This is a genomic window from Streptomyces adustus, from assembly GCF_009377175.1.
Classification (GTDB): Bacteria; Actinomycetota; Actinomycetes; order Streptomycetales; family Streptomycetaceae; genus Streptomyces; species Streptomyces adustus.
Genome location: NZ_VJZD01000211.1, coordinates 1 through 16556, shown reverse-complemented (window position 1 = coordinate 16556; position 16556 = coordinate 1). Strand labels below are relative to the sequence as shown.

Genomic DNA, 16556 nt, shown 5'->3' with positions numbered 1-16556 from the left:
CCCGGCATCGACCACCTACGCCCCGCACACCCTCGGCCGCCGCCTCGCTCCGTAGGCACCCTGCGTCGGCCCCCCGCGCCTCGGTTGCCGTCCGGTATCGCCTTGCGGCGGATCGCCGAGGTCGCGCCCCGGCGGGCCGGAGAACCGACAGCACCGCACGTCGCCTCGACGGCCGACGACCCGGTCCCGGGTCGTCCTCGTCGCTCGGCGTGCGCGCCCGGCCGCCCACCGTCGTCAACCCGCGTAAAAAGGGCGAGGCCCCGGATGGGAATCCGGGGCCTCGCCCTTGAAACGCTGCCGACGCCTAAGGCGTGCGGACGGCCGTCAGTTGTCGTCCTCGTCGATCAGGAACCCGCGCATCGGCGAAGGCGCCTGGCCCATCGGGGACGGACCCTGCGGTCGCACCGGAGCCATGGGCTGGGTCATGGCCGGCGTCATCTGCTGCTGGCTGCCGTAGGACGGCGGAGCCTGCGACGGCCCACCACCCATGCCCGGACCGGTGCCGTACGACGGGGCGCTCGCACCTGCCGGTGCCATGGAAGGCGCCGGGGACGGCGGGAGGGACGCGGCCGCCGGGGTACGCGGCGGAGCCAGCGAGTCGTCGGCCTGGGTCTCCAACTGGCGCAGCTGCGACTCCAGGTAGGACTTCAGACGCGTACGGTACTCGCGCTCGAAGCCGCGCAGGTCCTCGACCTTGCGCTCCAGCGTGGCGCGGGCGGACTCCAGGGAGCCCATCGCGACGCGGTGCTTCTCCTGCGCGTCCCGCTCCAGGGCGTCGGCCTTGGCACGGGCGTCACGCTCAAGCCCCTCGGCGCGGCTGCGGGCCTCGCCGACGATCTTGTTGGCCTCGGAGCGGGCCTCGGCGATCGCCTGGTCGGCGGTCTGCTGGGCCAGCGAGAGGACACGGGCGGCGCTGTCGCCGCCGGGGCCCTGACCGGGGCCGCCCATGGGACCACCCATCGGACCGCCCATCGGGCCGCCCATGGGACCGCCCATCGGGCCGCCCATCTGCTGCATGGGGGGCTGGCCGCCCATCGGACCCTGACCCATCGGACCCTGGCCCATGGGACCACCCATCGGGCCACCCTGACCCATCGGGCCACCCTGGCCCATGGGACCACCCATCGGGCCACCCTGACCCATCGGGCCGGGACCCATCGGGCCACCCTGTCCCATCGGACCGGGACCCATCGGGCCACCCTGTCCCATCGGACCGGGACCCTGCGGACCGCCCTGACCGCCACCGGGGCCGGCGGGCAGCTGCGGTGCACCGCTCGGCAGCTGGGGCGGACCACCCATGGGGCCACCCATCTGCTGCTGCGGCGGGCCCGATATGCCGGCGGGGACAGGACCACCAGGACCGCGCATACCCTGCTGGGGCATGCCCTGCGGAGGCATACCCTGCTGGGGCATGCCGCCCTGCGGCCCGTCCTGCTCCGGAGGCTTGCGCATGTTCTGCTGGTTCTGGGCAGCAGCGCGCGTCGCCGCGGCCAGTTTGGCGCGCAGGTCCTCGTTCTCGCGGAGCAATCGGGTCAGTTCGGCTTCGACCTCGTCGAGGAAGGCATCGACCTCGTCCTCGTCATAGCCTTCTCGGAGGCGGACGGTCGTGAACTGCTTGTTCCGCACGTCCTCGGGGGTCAACGGCATCTCTTCACCTCAACGTAGTCATCGGCAGTCGGCAAGACCGTATCGTCCACTGTCACCTCGCGAGACTCCCCACGACGCTGATCAAGATGTAGACGATGATCATCAGTACGAAGAAGGACAGGTCGAGCGCCACGCCCCCGAGACGCAACGGCGGAATGAACCGCCGCAGAAGCTTCAACGGTGGATCAGTGACAGTGTAGGTGGCCTCCAGAACGACCACCATCGCCTTGCCGGGTTGCCACGAGCGGGCGAACTGGAAGACGTAGTCCATGACCAGCCGGAAGATCAGGATGATGAGGAAAAGCAGCAGCGCGTAGTACACCACCTGCGCGAACACGCTCATGACTGGTGCTTCCCTCTCCCCTGTTCCGTACTTCGTTCCGGTCCCACGTCTCAGCTCTGGTTGAAGAACCCGCCCTCTGCGATGCGGGCCTTGTCCTCCGCCGTGACATCGACGTTAGCAGGCGACAACAGGAACACCTTCTGCGTCACCCGCTCGATGCTGCCGTGGAGACCAAACACCAGACCGGCCGCAAAGTCGACAAGTCGCTTCGCGTCCGTGTCGTCCATCTCCGTGAGATTCATGATCACCGGCGTGCCCTCACGGAAGTGTTCCCCGATGGTACGGGCCTCGTTGTAGGTCCGAGGGTGGAGCGTGGTGATCCGGTACGGCTCTCGTTCCGACACGACCTTGGGCATGATCACCGGGACGTTCTTCTCCAGACTCTGACGTTCTTGTGTGATGGATGCCACGGGTGCGATCCGCGCCGGGCGCCCGGATTCCGCGGCGAGCGAAGCGGCGTGCGGCATCGGGTCACGTGGAGCGGAGGGCTGCACCACTCGTACCGGTTCGTCCCTTTGTGACTGATGTACTCCGTGCAACGGGTGCGACGGCTCGTGCCGCCGGTGATCCCGTTCGGGCTCCGGGTCCAGTTCGGGTTCGAAGTCGTCGTCGGGGTCGAAGCCCCGGCCGTCGTACCCATCGTCCTCCACGAGGCCGAGGTAGACCGCCATCTTGCGCATCGCGCCGGCCATGCTCTGAGTCCTCCGCTCTGTGGTGGATCGGCTGACGACTGCCAAGTCCCGCGATCCACGTGGCCTTTATGCCCGCCTTTCGGCGGAAATGACCATATTTTCTGCTGTGGTCCGACTTCCTGGCGACGTTACCCGAGCCCGGCGCGGACTCCGAGTACCGCGGTGCCGACGCGCACATGTGTCGCCCCTGCCGCCACGGCCTCCTCGAGGTCCGCACTCATCCCTGCCGAGACCATGTTCGCAGCAGGATGAGCTCGGCGCAGGTCGGTCGACAAATCCATCAACCGCTCGAACGCGGCTCGTTGACGCCCCGCGTACTCCCCGGTGAGCGGGGCGACCGTCATGAGCCCGTCGAGGCGCAGTCCGGGGGCCCGGGCGACAAGATCGGCCAACTCTTCGATTCCCGCGGGAGCCACGCCCCCGCGCTCCCCCCGCTCGCGTTCTCCCGCGTCGAGCGCGACCTGGAGGAGACAGCCCAGTTCGCGCCCGACACGCTCGGCCTCCTTCGACAGAGCCGTCACGAGCCGGGAACGGTCGACGGATTGCACGACATCCGCATAACCGACCACCGATCGAACCTTGTTGGTCTGCAATTGACCGACGAAATGCCAACTAAGGGGCAGATCGGAACATTCGGCGGCTTTGGGTGCAGCGTCCTGGTCCCGGTTCTCGGCCACGTGCCGCACCCCGAGTCCGGACAGCAGCCGCACATCGCTCGCGGGATAGGTCTTGGTGACCACGATCAGGGTCACCTCTTCGCGCTTGCGGCCCGCGGCCGCGCACGCGGCGGCGATGCGCCGCTCCACCTTCGCCAGGTTTGCGGCGAGTTCGTCGTTACGGTCCGTCATGTCCCATCAGTCCAGCCAGACATAGCCGGCGAGCCGGCCAGTGGTGCGGTCCCGGCGGTACGAGAAGTGGTCGCCGGACTCGAGCGTGCACACCGGCGACTGCGCCCGGTCGCGCACCCCGAGCCTTTCGAGCTGCGCGTGCACGCCGGCGGCCACATCGACCGCGGGCGTGCCCCAGCTCGTCTCCGAGTGCGCCGTCGGTTCGACGGCGGCGACCTCGGCGCGCATCGCCTCCGGCACCTCGTAGCACCGGCCGCAGACGGCGGGTCCGGTGCGGGCGACGATCCGGGCCGGGTCGGCGCCGAGCGACTTCATCGCGTCGACGGCGGCGGGCACGACCCCGGCGACCATGCCGGGACGCCCCGCGTGGGCGGCGGCGACCACCCCGGCCACCGGGTCGGCCAGCAGGACCGGGACGCAGTCGGCGGTGAGCACCGCGAGGGCGAGGCCCCGGGTGGCGGTCACCAGGGCGTCGACCGACGGGACGGACCCGTCGCCCCAGGGCCGGTCGACCACGGCGACATCGTTGCCGTGCACCTGGTTCATCCAGACCACCCGGGCCGGGTCGAGCCCGAGTTCCCGCGCCGCCGAGGAGCGGTTGGCGCGGACGGCGTCGGGGTCGTCGCCGACCGCGCCGCCGAGGTTGAGCTCCTCGTACGGAACGGCGCTCACCCCGCCCCACCTGTCGGTGAAGGCGAAGTGCGCGCCGTTCGCAGTGCCCGTTACGGAGCGCTGTCCTATCACTTCAGAAAGTCCGGCACGTCGAGCTCCTCGGCCGCGCTGTCCGAGTAGCTCCGCGACGACGGCAGCGGCGGGGCCACCGGGATCTCCTTCACGGGCTCCGGAGCGGGCTCCGGCTCCTCCTTCGGCGTGACACTGCCGAGGGAGCCGAAGGACGGGCGGCTCTCGGGCTGGCGGACGGGAGCGGGCTCCTCGCGCCGGGCCGGGGCCGAGGACGAGCCGAGGACGTTGTCCCGGCGCGCGGGCGGCTGCCCGCCGTCGAAGCCGGCCGCGATCACGGTGACCCGCACCTCGTCGCCCAGGGCGTCGTCGATGACCGCGCCGAAGATGATGTTGGCCTCGGGGTGGGCCGCCTCGCTGACCAGCTGGGCCGCCTCGTTGATCTCGAACAGGCCGAGGTCGGAACCGCCGGAGATGGACAGCAGGACGCCCCGGGCGCCGTCGATGGAGGCTTCCAGCAGCGGCGAGGAGATCGCCATCTCGGCCGCCGCCACCGCGCGGTCGTCGCCGCGGGCCGAGCCGATGCCCATGAGGGCCGAACCGGCCTCGGACATGACCGACTTGACGTCGGCGAAGTCGAGGTTGATCAGACCGGGGGTGGTGATGAGGTCCGTGATGCCCTGGACACCGGAGAGCAGGACCTGGTCCGCCGACTTGAAGGCGTCGAGGACCGAGACCTGGCGGTCCGAGATGGACAGCAGCCGGTCGTTCGGGATGACGATGAGGGTGTCGACCTCTTCGCGGAGCTCCGCGATGCCGTCCTCGGCCTGGTTGGCGCGGCGCCGGCCCTCGAAGGTGAAGGGGCGGGTGACCACGCCGATGGTGAGGGCGCCCAGCGAGCGGGCGATGTTGGCCACGACGGGCGCGCCGCCGGTGCCGGTGCCGCCGCCCTCTCCGGCGGTCACGAAGACCATGTCGGCCCCCTTGAGGACCTCCTCGATCTCCTCGCGGTGGTCCTCGGCGGCCTTGCGGCCGACTGCCGGGTTGGCTCCGGCCCCGAGGCCGCGCGTGAGTTCCCGGCCGACGTCGAGCTTGACGTCGGCGTCGCTCATCAACAGCGCCTGCGCGTCGGTGTTGATGGCGATGAACTCGACGCCCTTGAGACCGACCTCGATCATCCGGTTGATGGCATTGACACCACCGCCGCCGACACCGATGACTTTGATGACTGCGAGGTAGTTCTGCGGTGCTGCCACGTCGAAGGCCTCTCGCCTCGAGTTACGTGTCGCCGCCTCGCCGTGTCGCGATCCGACGACTGATGCCGAATGGGGACGGTCCGTAGCGCCGACCCGAACCCTAACGTTGAAGTTTAGGGTTACCAGTGTGTCTGTTCTCTGGAGTCTTCTGAACAGGACACTAAGTCGACAAGTGGCGCGCGTTCAACGAACACGCCGAACCTCCCGTTTTTCTTTTCACCCTATGTGATCAGGCGTAGCGCTGCCCAACCAGGGTGCTGGCCTGCGCCGATGCGCGTCAACTCACCACTGAAGCGGGGGCGGTGGGAACGCTGACATCGAAGTGCCGCGCCCCGGGTGCCGCTTTCATCAGTGCAGTGAGAGTACGGGCCTTCGTGCCGCCGTGTTCACCGCTGCCCCACGCGACCGACCGTCCGGCGGTCAACTCCAGTGAGATGTCGTCGTAGGAAAGCACCTTGACGCTCCGGGTCTCACGCGCGACGGCGGCCGGAAGGTCCCCCGCGACCCGCACGGCCTCGCGCACGAGCCGGTCCTCGCCGAAGCGTCGCAGACTCGCGGCCGCCGAACCCGGCCGGGAAACCGACAATTCGAGCGTGGGCACGCCTTTCGGGGCCTCGGAAACCGTGGCGAAACGGACGCCGTCGTCGTCCACTTCGACATAGGAGGAGCCTTTTCGGACCAGAAGGACCGGAACGCGTTCAATCACTTTCAGCCCGATTCCGTCGGGCCAGGAGCGGACCGCGTCAACCGAGTCAATTCGGGGCAATTTCCGGCGAAGTTGCGCCTCGATCGCGTCGGTATCGACCGAAATCAGCGGTGCTCCGACGGGAACGTCCGCGGCTTCGCGTACCTGTTCCGGTGTCAGCACGGTGGTGCCCGAGACCGAGACGTGCCCCACCCGCAGCCACTGCGAGCCGTACAACACCCAGACGCAGCCGGCGCCGAGGAGTACGGAACCGAGCAGCATGAAGATGATCACACGAAGCCGGCGTCGCCCGAACCTCCGGACGAGGGGCGGGCCGGACGACTCCTGCTGACGTTCACCGCGTTCGGCGGTGCTGGGTCCGGCCACGCTCCCTGCCCTTTCGTCATCCGCGCCTAACGGCGCGCGGCGATCGCCTCGTAGACCAGGCCGACGAGCAGCTCGTCGGCGTTCCGGCGGCCGAACTCGCTGGCGATGCTGGACATCTCGTACAGCCGGTGCGGGTCGGCGAGCACGGGCAGCACGTGCTCGCGCACCCACTCCGTGGTGAGTTCCGCGTCGTCGACGAGAAGACCGCCGCCCGCCTTGACCACCGGCTGGGCGTTCAGCCGCTGTTCGCCGTTGCCGATGGGCAGCGGGACGTAGGCGGCGGGGAGCCCGACGGCGGAGAGTTCGGCGACGGTCATCGCACCCGCACGGCAGAGCATCATGTCGGCCGCGGCGTAGGCGAGATCCATCCGGTCCACGTACGGTACCGGCACATAGGGCGGCATCCCGGGCATCTGATGCACCTGCGGCAGTTCGTTCTTCGGGCCGACCGCGTGCAGGATCTGGATGCCCGCCTGCTGGAGCCAGGGCGCGACCTGCTGGACCACCTCGTTGAGGCGGCGGGCGCCCTGAGAGCCGCCGGAGACCAGCAGCGTCGGCAGATTCGGGTCGAGCCCGAACGCCGCGCGGGCCTGGGGACGTACGGCGGCCCGGTCGAGGGTGGCGATGGAGCGGCGCAGCGGGATGCCGATGTAGTGGGCGTCGCGCAGCTTGCTGTCCGGGGTGGAGACGGCGACCCTGGCCGCGTACCGCGAGCCGATCTTGTTGGCCAGGCCGGGACGCGCGTTGGCCTCGTGGATCACGATCGGCACACCGAGGCGCTTGGCGGCCAGGTAGCCGGGCAGGGCGACGTAGCCGCCGAAGCCGACGACGCAGTCGGCCTTGGTGCGCTCCAGGACCTGCTCGGCCGCCTTGATCGTCCCGCGCAACCGGCCCGGGACGGTGATCAGCTCGGGGGTCGGCTTGCGCGGCAGCGGCACCGCGGGGATCAGCGCGAGCTCATAGCCCCGCTCCGGGACGAGCCGGGTCTCCAGGCCGCGCTCCGTGCCCAGGGCCGTGATCCCCACGGTGGGGTCCTGCCTGCGCAGGGCGTCCGCGAGGGCGAGCGCGGGCTCGATGTGGCCGGCGGTCCCCCCACCAGCGAGTACGACATGCACCGAAATTCACCGCTCTCCGGACGTACGCGCCGCCGAGGCACGCCGTCGCATCGTGTTCCATCTCCGAGGCCCCCGGTCGGGCGCAGAGCCTCCAGCCCGCTTTCTACCAAAGCGGGGCTGTCGCATCGCAAGCGCCGCCCGCGCAGCGGGCTCGTCACGCGCGAAGGCGATCAGCAACCCGATGGCGAACATGGTCGGCAGCAGGGCTGATCCTCCGTAGGAGAACAGCGGGAGAGGAACCCCGGCGATCGGCAGCAGGCCGAGCACCGCACCGATGTTGATCACCGCCTGTGCGACGATCCAGGTGGTCACGCCTCCCGCGGCATACCTGACGAAGGGATCCTCCGTGCGTCCGGCCACGCGGATACCCGCATAGCCTAGAGCCGCGAACAGGGCGAGCACCGACAGCGTCCCCGCCAGGCCCAGTTCCTCACCGGTGACGGCGAAGATGAAGTCTGTGTGCGCTTCGGGCAGTTGTCCCCATTTCTCCACGCTTGCCCCCAGTCCGGATCCGAAGATCCCGCCGGAGGCGAGGGCGTAGATGCCGTGCACGGCCTGCCAGCAGTCGACGGGGCCGCTCTGCGGCTCGGTGGCGCCGATGCAGGAGAGCCTGGCCATCCGGTTCGGGCTCGTCTTGATGAGGATCACGCCGATCGTGGCCGCGATCGACAGCACGCCCACGAACAGCCGGGTCGGCGCGCCCGCCAGCCACAGCAGCCCGAACAGGATCGCCGTCAGGATGATCGCGGTGCCCATGTCGCCGCCGAGCATGATCAGCCCGAGCAGCAGGAAGGCCACCGGCACCAGCGGCACCAGCATGTGCTTCCACTGGGCCAGCAGCTTCTTGTCGTGTTTGCGCGCGATGAGGTCGGCGCCCCACAGCACCAGCGCGAGCTTGCCGAACTCGCTGGGCTGGATCTGGAACGAGCCGCCGAGGGAGAGCCAGTTCTGATTGCCGTTGACCGCGACTCCTATCCCCGGCACCTGCACCAACGCCATCAGGAAGACGGCTCCGGCGAGGATCGGATAGGCCAGCGCGCGATGCAGTTTCACCGGCATCCGGGAGGCGAGCAGCAGCAGTCCGGCGCCGATGGAGGCGGCCAGGAACTGTTTGCGAAAGAAGAACGAACCGGGCAGCGCCATCTGCAACGCCGTGATCTGGGAGGCCGAGTAGACCATCACCAGACCGAGCACGGTGATCAGCAGGCTGCCGCCGAGGATCAGGTAGTACGCGGTCAGCGGCCGGTCCCAGGCCTTGCGGGCACGCCGATGCAGGACGCGCAGCGGGTTGTCGCGCACGCGCTGGGGGGCGGGCGGCCGCCGTACGGCCCGCTGCGCGGGCGGACCCCCGGTACGGCTACCGGGCATCCGTGGCTCCGCTGTACGTCGGCCTCGACGGTCGCACGCGTCCCTCCCAGGGTCGCCCGGCAGCAGACCGGGTCAGGCGCCGAGTTCGCGAACCGCCTCCGCGAACGCGTCACCGCGCTTGTTGTAATTGGCGAACATGTCCATCGAGGCGCAGGCCGGGGCCAGCAGCACCGTGTCGCCGGCGGTGGCGAGCCGCCGCGCTTCCCGGACAGCCGCGAGCATCGCCCCAGTGTCGGTCCGGTCGAGGTCGACGACCGGTACTTCCGGGGCGTGTCGCGCCAGGGCTTCCCGGATCAGGGCGCGGTCCGCGCCGATGAGCACGACGCCGCGAAGGTGCTTCGCCGACTTCGCGACGAGCTCGTCGAAGGTCGCGCCCTTCGCCAGTCCGCCCGCGATCCACACGATCGACTCGTAGGCCGCCAAAGAGGCTTCCGCGGCATGGGTGTTGGTCGCCTTGGAGTCGTCGACGTAGGCGACGCCGTCCACGTCCGCCACGTGCGCGATGCGGTGGGCGTCCGGGGTGAAGGCCCGCAGACCGTCCCGTACGGCCTTGGCGGGCACCCCGAAGGCACGCGCGAGGGCCGCCGCCGCAAGGGCGTTGGCGACGTTGTGCGGGGCGGGCGGGTTCACGTCCGCCACCTCGGCCAGCTCCTGCGCGTTCTTCTGCCGGTTCTCGACGAAGGCGCGGTCGACCAGGATGCCTTCCACCACGCCGAGTTGGGAGGGACCCGGGGTGCCGAGCGTGAAGCCGACGGCCCGGCAGCCCTCCTCGACGTCCGCCGCGCGCACCAGGTTCTCGGTGGCCTCGTCGGCCACGTTGTAGACGCAGGCGATCCGATTGCCTTCGTAGATACGGCCCTTGTCGGCGGCGTACGCCTCCATCGAGCCGTGCCAGTCGAGGTGGTCGGGGGCAAGGTTGAGGACGGCGGCCGAGTGGGCGCGCAGCGAGGGCGCCCAGTGCAGCTGGTAGCTCGACAGCTCGACCGCGAGGACGTCGTACTGCTCGTCGCCGAGGACCGCGTCGAGCAGGGAGACGCCGATGTTGCCGACCGCCGCCGTGCGCAGGCCCGCCGCCTTCAGGATGGAGGCGAGCATCTGGACGGTGGTGGTCTTGCCGTTGGTGCCGGTGACGGCCAGCCAGGGCGCGGCGTCCGGGCCCCGCAGCCGCCACGCCAGCTCGACGTCGCCCCAGACGGGGACGCCGGCCTGCGCGGCGGCGGCGAACAGCGGCTTGTCCGGCTTCCAGCCGGGCGCGGTGACGACGAGTTCGGTGTCTTGAGGCAGGGTGTCCCCGTCACCGAGGCGCACGGTGATGCCGAGCGCCTCCAGTTCCGCCGCCTGGGCGCGGGCGCGTTCGTCGTCGCCGTCGTTGACGACGGTGACCTGTGCGCCCAGCCCGTGCAGCACCTTGGCCGCCGGGACGCCGGAGACGCCCAGTCCGGCGACGGTGACGTTCTTCCCCTGCCAGTCGGTCACTTGTCCGCTGCCCATCCCGCGTAGAAGAGGCCGAGTCCGACGATCACACAGATGCCCTGGATGATCCAGAATCGGACCACCACAAGTACCTCGGACCAGCCCTTGAGTTCGAAGTGATGCTGGAGTGGCGCCATCCGGAAGACGCGCTTGCCGGTCAGCCGGAAGGAGCCGACCTGGATGACGACCGACATGGTGATGAGGACGAACAGGCCGCCGAGGATGGCGATCAGCAGCTCGGTGCGGGAGCAGATCGCGAGACCCGCGAGCACACCGCCGAGCGCCAGCGAACCGGTGTCACCCATGAAGATCTTGGCGGGCGAGGTGTTCCACCACAGGAAGCCCAGGCAGGAACCCATCAGCGCGGAGGCGATGACCGCGAGGTCCAGCGGGTCGCGCACCTCGTAGCAGGCGTTCGGGTTCGTCAGGGTCATCGAGTTGGCGCAGGACTCCTGGAACTGCCAGACGCCGATGAAGGTGTAGGCGCCGAAGACCAGGACGGAGGCGCCGGTGGCCAGGCCGTCCAGACCGTCGGTCAGGTTCACGCCGTTGGACATCGCCAGGATCATGAACAGCGCCCAGACGACGAACAGCACCGGGCCGATCGTCCAGCCGAAGTCCGTGATGAACGACAGCTTGGTGGAGGCCGGGGTCTGGTTGCGGCCGTCCGCGAACTGGAGCGAGAGCACCGCGAAGGCGATACCGACGATCAGCTGGCCGGCCATCTTCGCCTTGGCCCGCAGACCGAGCGAGCGCCGCTTGACGATCTTGATGTAGTCGTCGAGGAAGCCCACCAGGCCCATGCCTGCCATCAGGCCCAGCACCAACAGGCCCGAGTAGGTGGGCGCGTAGCCGGTGATGACCTTGGACAGGAAGTACGCGGCGATCGTCGCAAAGATGAAGGCGATACCGCCCATCGTCGGCGTACCGCGCTTGCTCGCGTGCTCCCGCGGGCCGTCGTCGCGGATGTACTGCCCGTAGCCCTTGCGGGCGAGGAGCTTGATCAGCAGCGGGGTGCCGATCAGGGTCAGGAAGAGGCCAATGACTCCTGAGAACAGGATCTGCTTCATCATCGGGCGACAACCTCACCCTCGGCGCCGCTCTCGAGCAGCGCCTGCGCCACGCTCTCCAGACCGACCGAACGGGACGCCTTCACGAGTACGACGTCTCCCGGGCGCAACTCGCTGCGCAACAGGTCGACCGCCGCCTGTGCGTCGGACACGTGCACCGACTCCTCACCCCACGAACCCTCGTTATATGCGCCCAGTTGCAGCCAGGCGGCTTCCCTGCCCCCGACCGCGACGAGCTTGCCGACATTGAGCCGGACGGCAAGCCGTCCGACCGCGTCGTGCTCGGCGAGAGCCTCGTCCCCGAGCTCGGCCATCTTGCCGAGCACCGCCCACGTACGCCCCCCTTGAGCCTGAGCGGCCTTGCCCATCGCCGCGAGCGCGCGCAAGGCGGCTCGCATGGACTCGGGGTTCGCGTTGTAGGCGTCGTTGACGATCGTCACGCCGTCCGGACGCTCCGTGACCTCCATGCGCCAACGGGAGAGGGAGCCCGCCTCGGAGAGCGCGGTGGCGATCTCTTCCACGGACATGCCCAGCTCATGGGCGACGGCGGCCGCGGCGAGCGCGTTCGACACGTGATGCTCACCGTACAGGCGCATGGTCACATCACTGCACCCGGAGGGTGTGTGAAGGCTGAAGGCGGGCTGTCCGCTGTCCGTGAGTCGCACGTTCTCGGCGCGAACGTCCGCTTCGTCGGACTCTCCGAAATAGACCACCTTCGCCTTCGTACGAGAGGCCATGGCCCGCACCAGGGGGTCGTCGGCGTTGAGGACCGCGACACCGCCGTCCTGCTCCGACGGCAGCGCCTCCACGAGTTCGCCCTTCGCCTGGGCGATCTGCTCGCGGCCGCCGAACTCCCCGATGTGGGCGCTGCCGACGTTCAGCACGAGGCCGATCCGCGGGGGCGTCAGGTCCGTCAGGTAGCGGATGTGGCCGATGCCGCGGGCGCCCATCTCCAGCACCAGGAACCTGGTGTCCTCGGTGGCGCTGAGCGCGGTCAGCGGCAGCCCGATCTCGTTGTTGAGCGAGCCGGGCGTCCACACCGTGGGGGCGTGCCGCTGGAGCACCTGCGCGATCAGGTCCTTGGTACTGGTCTTGCCCGCCGAGCCGGTCAGGGCGACGAGGGTGGCGCCGAGCTTGTGCACGACATGCCGGGCGAGAGCGCCGATGGCCGCCTGGACGTCCTCGACCACGATGGCGGGGACCCCGACGGGCCGGGACGCCAGCACGGCGGCGGCGCCTGCCTCGACGACCGCGTGCGCGAAGTCGTGGCCGTCCACCCGTTCGCCGACGAAGGCGACGAACAGGCTGCCTGGCACCACCTCTCGGGAGTCCCGGACCACCGGTCCGGTCACCTGGACGGACGGATCCGGTATGTCGTACGTCTGCCCGCCGACGACTGCTGCGATCTCGGCGAGGGAGAGGGCGATCACAAGTTCATCCCTGGGTCTGCTGGATAGCTTCGCGAAGCACCTGGCGGTCGTCGAAGGGACGGACCACTCCGGCGATGTCCTGGCCCTGCTCATGGCCCTTGCCCGCGACCAGCAGGGTGTCCCCGGGCCGGGCCCGGGAGACGGCGGCGGCGATCGCGGCGGCCCGGTCCTCGAACAGGAGCACCTCGCCCCGCTCGTGCGCGGGCACGGAGGCCGCGCCCTCTAGCATGCTCGCCAGGATCGCCAGGGGATCCTCGGAGCGGGGGTTGTCCGAGGTCAGTACGGCTGTGTCGGCGAGCCTGGCGGCCGCGGCGCCCATCGGCCGCCGCTTGGTCGTGTCCCGGTCGCCGCCGCAGCCGAGCACGATGTGCAGCCGGCCCTTGGTGACCTTGCGCAGTGCGCGCAGCACCGATTCGACGGCGTCGGTCTTGTGGGCGTAGTCGACGACCGCGAGGTACGGCTGTCCGGCGTCCACCCGCTCCAGGCGGCCCGGCACCCCGGGCACCGCCGCGACGCCGTCGGCCGCGGTCTGCGGGTCGAGCCCCGCGACGGCGAGGGCGACGATCGCGGCCAGCGTGTTGGCGACGTTGAAGGGACCCGGCAGCGGGGACCGGGCGGCGATCTGCTGCCCCTCGGGGCCGGTCACGGTGAACGTGGAGTCCATGGGCCCGACGTGGACGTCCTCCGCGCGCCAGTCCGCGTCCGGGTCGCCCTCGGCGGAGAAGGTGACGACCGGGACGGTCGCCTCCCGCGCCAGCCTGCGGCCGTAGGCGTCGTCGAGGTTGACCACGCCCAGCCTGCTGCGCCGCGGGGTGAACAACTGCGCCTTGGCCTGGAAGTAGTCCTCCATGTCGGAGTGGAACTCCATGTGCTCCGGGCTGAGGTTGTTGAAGACGGCGATGTCGAAGACACAGCCGTCGACGCGGCCGAGCACCAGGGCGTGGCTGGAGACCTCCATGGCGACCGCCTCGACGCCGCGTTCGCGCATGACCGCGAACAGCGCCTGGAGGTCGGTGGCCTCGGGGGTGGTGCGCTCGGACTTGATGCGCTCGTCGCCGATGCGCATCTCGACGGTGCCGATCAGCCCGGTGGCACGGTCCGCCTTCAGACCGCCCTCGACCAGGTAGGCCGTGGTGGTCTTGCCGGAGGTGCCGGTGATGCCGATCTGGAGCAGGTCCCGGCCGGGCCGGCCGTAGATCGTGGCGGCCAGCTCGCCCATCCGGCCGCGCGGGTCGTCGGCGACCAGCACCGGCAGACCGGTGGCGGCGGCCCGTTCGGCGCCGGAGGGATCGGTCAGGACGGCGACCGCCCCGAGACCGGCCGCCTGGACGACGAAGTCGGCGCCGTGGGCGCGGGCGCCGGGCAGGGCGGCGTAGAGGTCGCCGGGGCGGACGGCGCGCGAGTCATGGGTGATGCCCGTGACCGCGGCGGCGTCCTTCGGAGCGGTGGCGCCCAGCTGATCGGCGAGCTCCGCGAGGGGTGTTGCGGAGACCTGGACCGGCCGGGGCGGGCCCGGATATGTCACGGGAACGCCCTTCTGGGTGGTTTGGGACTGATCAGCGTGTGGCACGGCGGTGAGCGTACCGGGCGCACCCGCTTGCGAGCGAAGCGAGGGGCCTGGCGCGCCCTGGTTCCCCGGCTGGGGAGTGATCATGGTCACGGGCTGGTTTCCTGGCTGGTTCGGTGCTGGGCGGTACGGGTTTCCGGGCCGGTCAGGGGGCCGGTCCGGGTCAGGGTGTGAACTCGACGGGGAGGCTGGCGGCCTTCGCCCCGGTGGGCGGGACCTGAAGGGTCTTCAGGGCGAACTCCATCACCTGCTTGTAGATGGGTCCGCAGATCTGACCGCCGAAGTAGAGGCCCTCGGTGGCGTTCTGGATCGCGCAGTAGACGGTGATGCGCGGCTTGTCCGCGGGTGCGAATCCGGCGAACGACGACGTGTATCCCTTGTACTTGCCGGTGGCCGGATCCACGCGGTTGGCCGTACCGGTCTTGCCCGCGACACGGTAGCCCGGGATGCGCGCCTTGGTGCCGGTGCCCTGCTCGTCGTCCACGACCGACTCCAGCATCTGGGCGAGGCTCTTGGCCGTCTTGGCGCTGATGACCCGGGTCTTCTTGGGCTGGGCGGCGGGGGCGAAGCGTCCGTCGGCCCCCTTCGTGCCGCGCACCAGCGTGGGCTCGACGCGGACGCCGCCGTTGGCGATCGTCGAATAGACGGAGGCCGCCTGCATGGCGTTGATGGACACGCCCTGGCCGAAAGGAATCGTGTACTGCTGCGATGTCGACCAGGTGTCCGGCGCGGCGAGGATGCCCTTGGTCTCGCCGGGGAAGTCGAGTCCGGTGTAGCTGCCGATGCCGAACTTGCGCAGATAGGAGTAGAGGACCCGGTTGGCCCCGGGCTGCGTCTTTCCGAGCTGGCCGGTGGCGAGGATCGTGCCGATGTTGCTGGACTTGGCCAGCACGCCGTTGAGCGTGAGGTACCAGGTCTTGTGGTCGACGTCGTCCTTGAAGAGCCGGTCGCCGCGGTGCAGGCGGTTGGGCACGGTGACATGGGTCAGCGGGGTGGCCGCGTTCTCCTCCAGCACGGCGGCCATCGACATGACCTTGGCGGTGGAGCCGGGCTCGTAGGCGTCCTGGACGGCCGCGTTGCCGAGGGCCGCGGGGTCGGCCTTGGTCAGGTCGTTGGGGTCGAAGCCCGGTGAGTCGGCCATGGCGAGGATCTCGCCGGTCCGGGTGTCCTGCACGATCACGTAGCCGCGGTCCGCCTTGGACTTCTTCACCTGCTCGGTGATGGCGTTCTGCGCGGCCCACTGGATGTCGCGGTCGATGGTGAGTTCGATGTCGCTGCCGGGCACGGCGGGCGTCTCGGTGGAGCCCGCGGTCGGCACCTGGCGGCCGCCGGACTGGGCGTAGCGGATCTTGCCGTCCTTGCCGGTCAGCGCCTTGTTCAGCTGCTGCTCGATGCCGCCGCCGCCCTTGCCGTCGGCGTTGACCCAGCCCAGTATCCCGGCGGCGAGGTCGCCGTTGGGGTACACGCGCCTGCTGGTGGGGTCGGCGAAGACCCCGGCCAGCACGTTGACCGTGGCATCGTCCGTCTGCGCCTTCTTGGCGAGGGCCGCCTTCAGGTCCTTGATCTGCGTCCAGACCTGCGGGGTCTGCCGGCCGGCGAGCCTGACGTACTGGAGCTTCTTGTCCTTGGGCCTGAGCTTCTTGACGAGATCGGCCTGTTCCAGGCCGAGGATCGGGGCGAGCAGCGCCGCCGCCTGCTCCGGCCCGTCGCCGATCTTCAGCTGCTTGCGGGTGAACATCGTGGGGTCGGCGGTGATGTCGTACGCGTCCACGCTGGCGGCCAGGGCGACGCCGTTGCGGTCGGTGATCCCGCCGCGCTCGGCGGCCAGGGTGTGCACGACGTAGCGGTTCTGCTCGGCCTTGGCGGCGTAGGCGTCGGCGTCGACGGCCTGCACCTGGAGCAGTCGTACGACGAACGCGATCAGCACCAGGGTCAGCGCGAGGCTGATCATGCGCAGCCGGGGACGGGGGCTGCCCAGCCGCAGCGCCTGCGGC

14 protein-coding genes are annotated in these 16556 nt (G+C 70.0%); all 14 read right to left on the bottom strand.

The features are described 5' to 3' along the window. Positions 1-324 precede the first annotated feature (324 nt). A complete protein-coding gene (locus FNH09_RS35305; RefSeq protein WP_152893970.1) occupies positions 325-1647 on the bottom strand; it encodes a DivIVA domain-containing protein in 1323 nt (440 codons plus the stop codon). Positions 1648-1699: 52 nt separating this feature from the next. Continuing rightward, on the bottom strand, positions 1700-1990 hold the full coding sequence (locus FNH09_RS35300; protein WP_152893969.1) for a YggT family protein: 291 nt from the start codon (positions 1988-1990) through the stop codon (positions 1700-1702). Between the two features lie 50 nt (positions 1991-2040). After that, complete coding sequence (locus FNH09_RS35295; protein ID WP_152893968.1) at positions 2041-2682, bottom strand: cell division protein SepF; 642 nt, start codon at positions 2680-2682, stop codon at positions 2041-2043. 128 nt (positions 2683-2810) lie between these two features. Continuing rightward, positions 2811-3530, bottom strand: a complete 720-nt coding sequence (locus tag FNH09_RS35290) for a YggS family pyridoxal phosphate-dependent enzyme (RefSeq protein ID WP_152893967.1) — start codon at positions 3528-3530, stop codon at positions 2811-2813. Between the two features lie 6 nt (positions 3531-3536). Continuing rightward, positions 3537-4274 (bottom strand): peptidoglycan editing factor PgeF, encoded by a 738-nt coding sequence (gene pgeF / locus FNH09_RS35285; protein ID WP_162469578.1) that lies wholly within the window; start codon positions 4272-4274, stop codon positions 3537-3539. Next, positions 4271-5467: a cell division protein FtsZ gene (ftsZ, locus tag FNH09_RS35280; protein ID WP_162469577.1), complete on the bottom strand. Its 1197-nt coding sequence runs from the start codon at positions 5465-5467 to the stop codon at positions 4271-4273. Before ftsZ ends, pgeF begins: the two co-directional genes overlap by 4 nt. 277 nt (positions 5468-5744) lie before the next feature. Then, positions 5745-6539, bottom strand: coding sequence for an FtsQ-type POTRA domain-containing protein (locus tag FNH09_RS35275; protein WP_162469576.1), 795 nt, complete (start codon positions 6537-6539; stop codon positions 5745-5747). Positions 6540-6565: 26 nt separating this feature from the next. After that, on the bottom strand, positions 6566-7654 hold the full coding sequence (gene murG / locus FNH09_RS35270) for an undecaprenyldiphospho-muramoylpentapeptide beta-N-acetylglucosaminyltransferase (protein WP_162469575.1): 1089 nt from the start codon (positions 7652-7654) through the stop codon (positions 6566-6568). A 6-nt stretch (positions 7655-7660) separates the two neighbouring features. Further along, positions 7661-9022 (bottom strand): putative lipid II flippase FtsW, encoded by a 1362-nt coding sequence (gene ftsW, locus FNH09_RS35265; protein ID WP_152893966.1) that lies wholly within the window; start codon positions 9020-9022, stop codon positions 7661-7663. A gap of 72 nt (positions 9023-9094) precedes the next feature. Further along, entirely contained in the window at positions 9095-10513 is a 1419-nt protein-coding gene (gene murD, locus FNH09_RS35260) for a UDP-N-acetylmuramoyl-L-alanine--D-glutamate ligase (protein ID WP_152893965.1), read from the bottom strand. Continuing rightward, a complete protein-coding gene (mraY, locus tag FNH09_RS35255; protein WP_202919825.1) occupies positions 10495-11565 on the bottom strand; it encodes a phospho-N-acetylmuramoyl-pentapeptide-transferase in 1071 nt (356 codons plus the stop codon). Before mraY ends, murD begins: the two co-directional genes overlap by 19 nt. Next, positions 11565-12995, bottom strand: a complete 1431-nt coding sequence (locus tag FNH09_RS35250) for a UDP-N-acetylmuramoyl-tripeptide--D-alanyl-D-alanine ligase (protein ID WP_162469574.1) — start codon at positions 12993-12995, stop codon at positions 11565-11567. The genes mraY and FNH09_RS35250 overlap by 1 nt, the downstream gene beginning before the upstream one ends. 4 nt (positions 12996-12999) lie before the next feature. After that, entirely contained in the window at positions 13000-14655 is a 1656-nt protein-coding gene (locus FNH09_RS35245; RefSeq protein WP_338017789.1) for a UDP-N-acetylmuramoyl-L-alanyl-D-glutamate--2,6-diaminopimelate ligase, read from the bottom strand. 70 nt (positions 14656-14725) lie between these two features. Beyond that, positions 14726-16556, bottom strand: a 1831-nt coding sequence (locus tag FNH09_RS35240) for a peptidoglycan D,D-transpeptidase FtsI family protein (RefSeq protein ID WP_238427305.1), incomplete at its 5' end; no start/stop codon positions are given.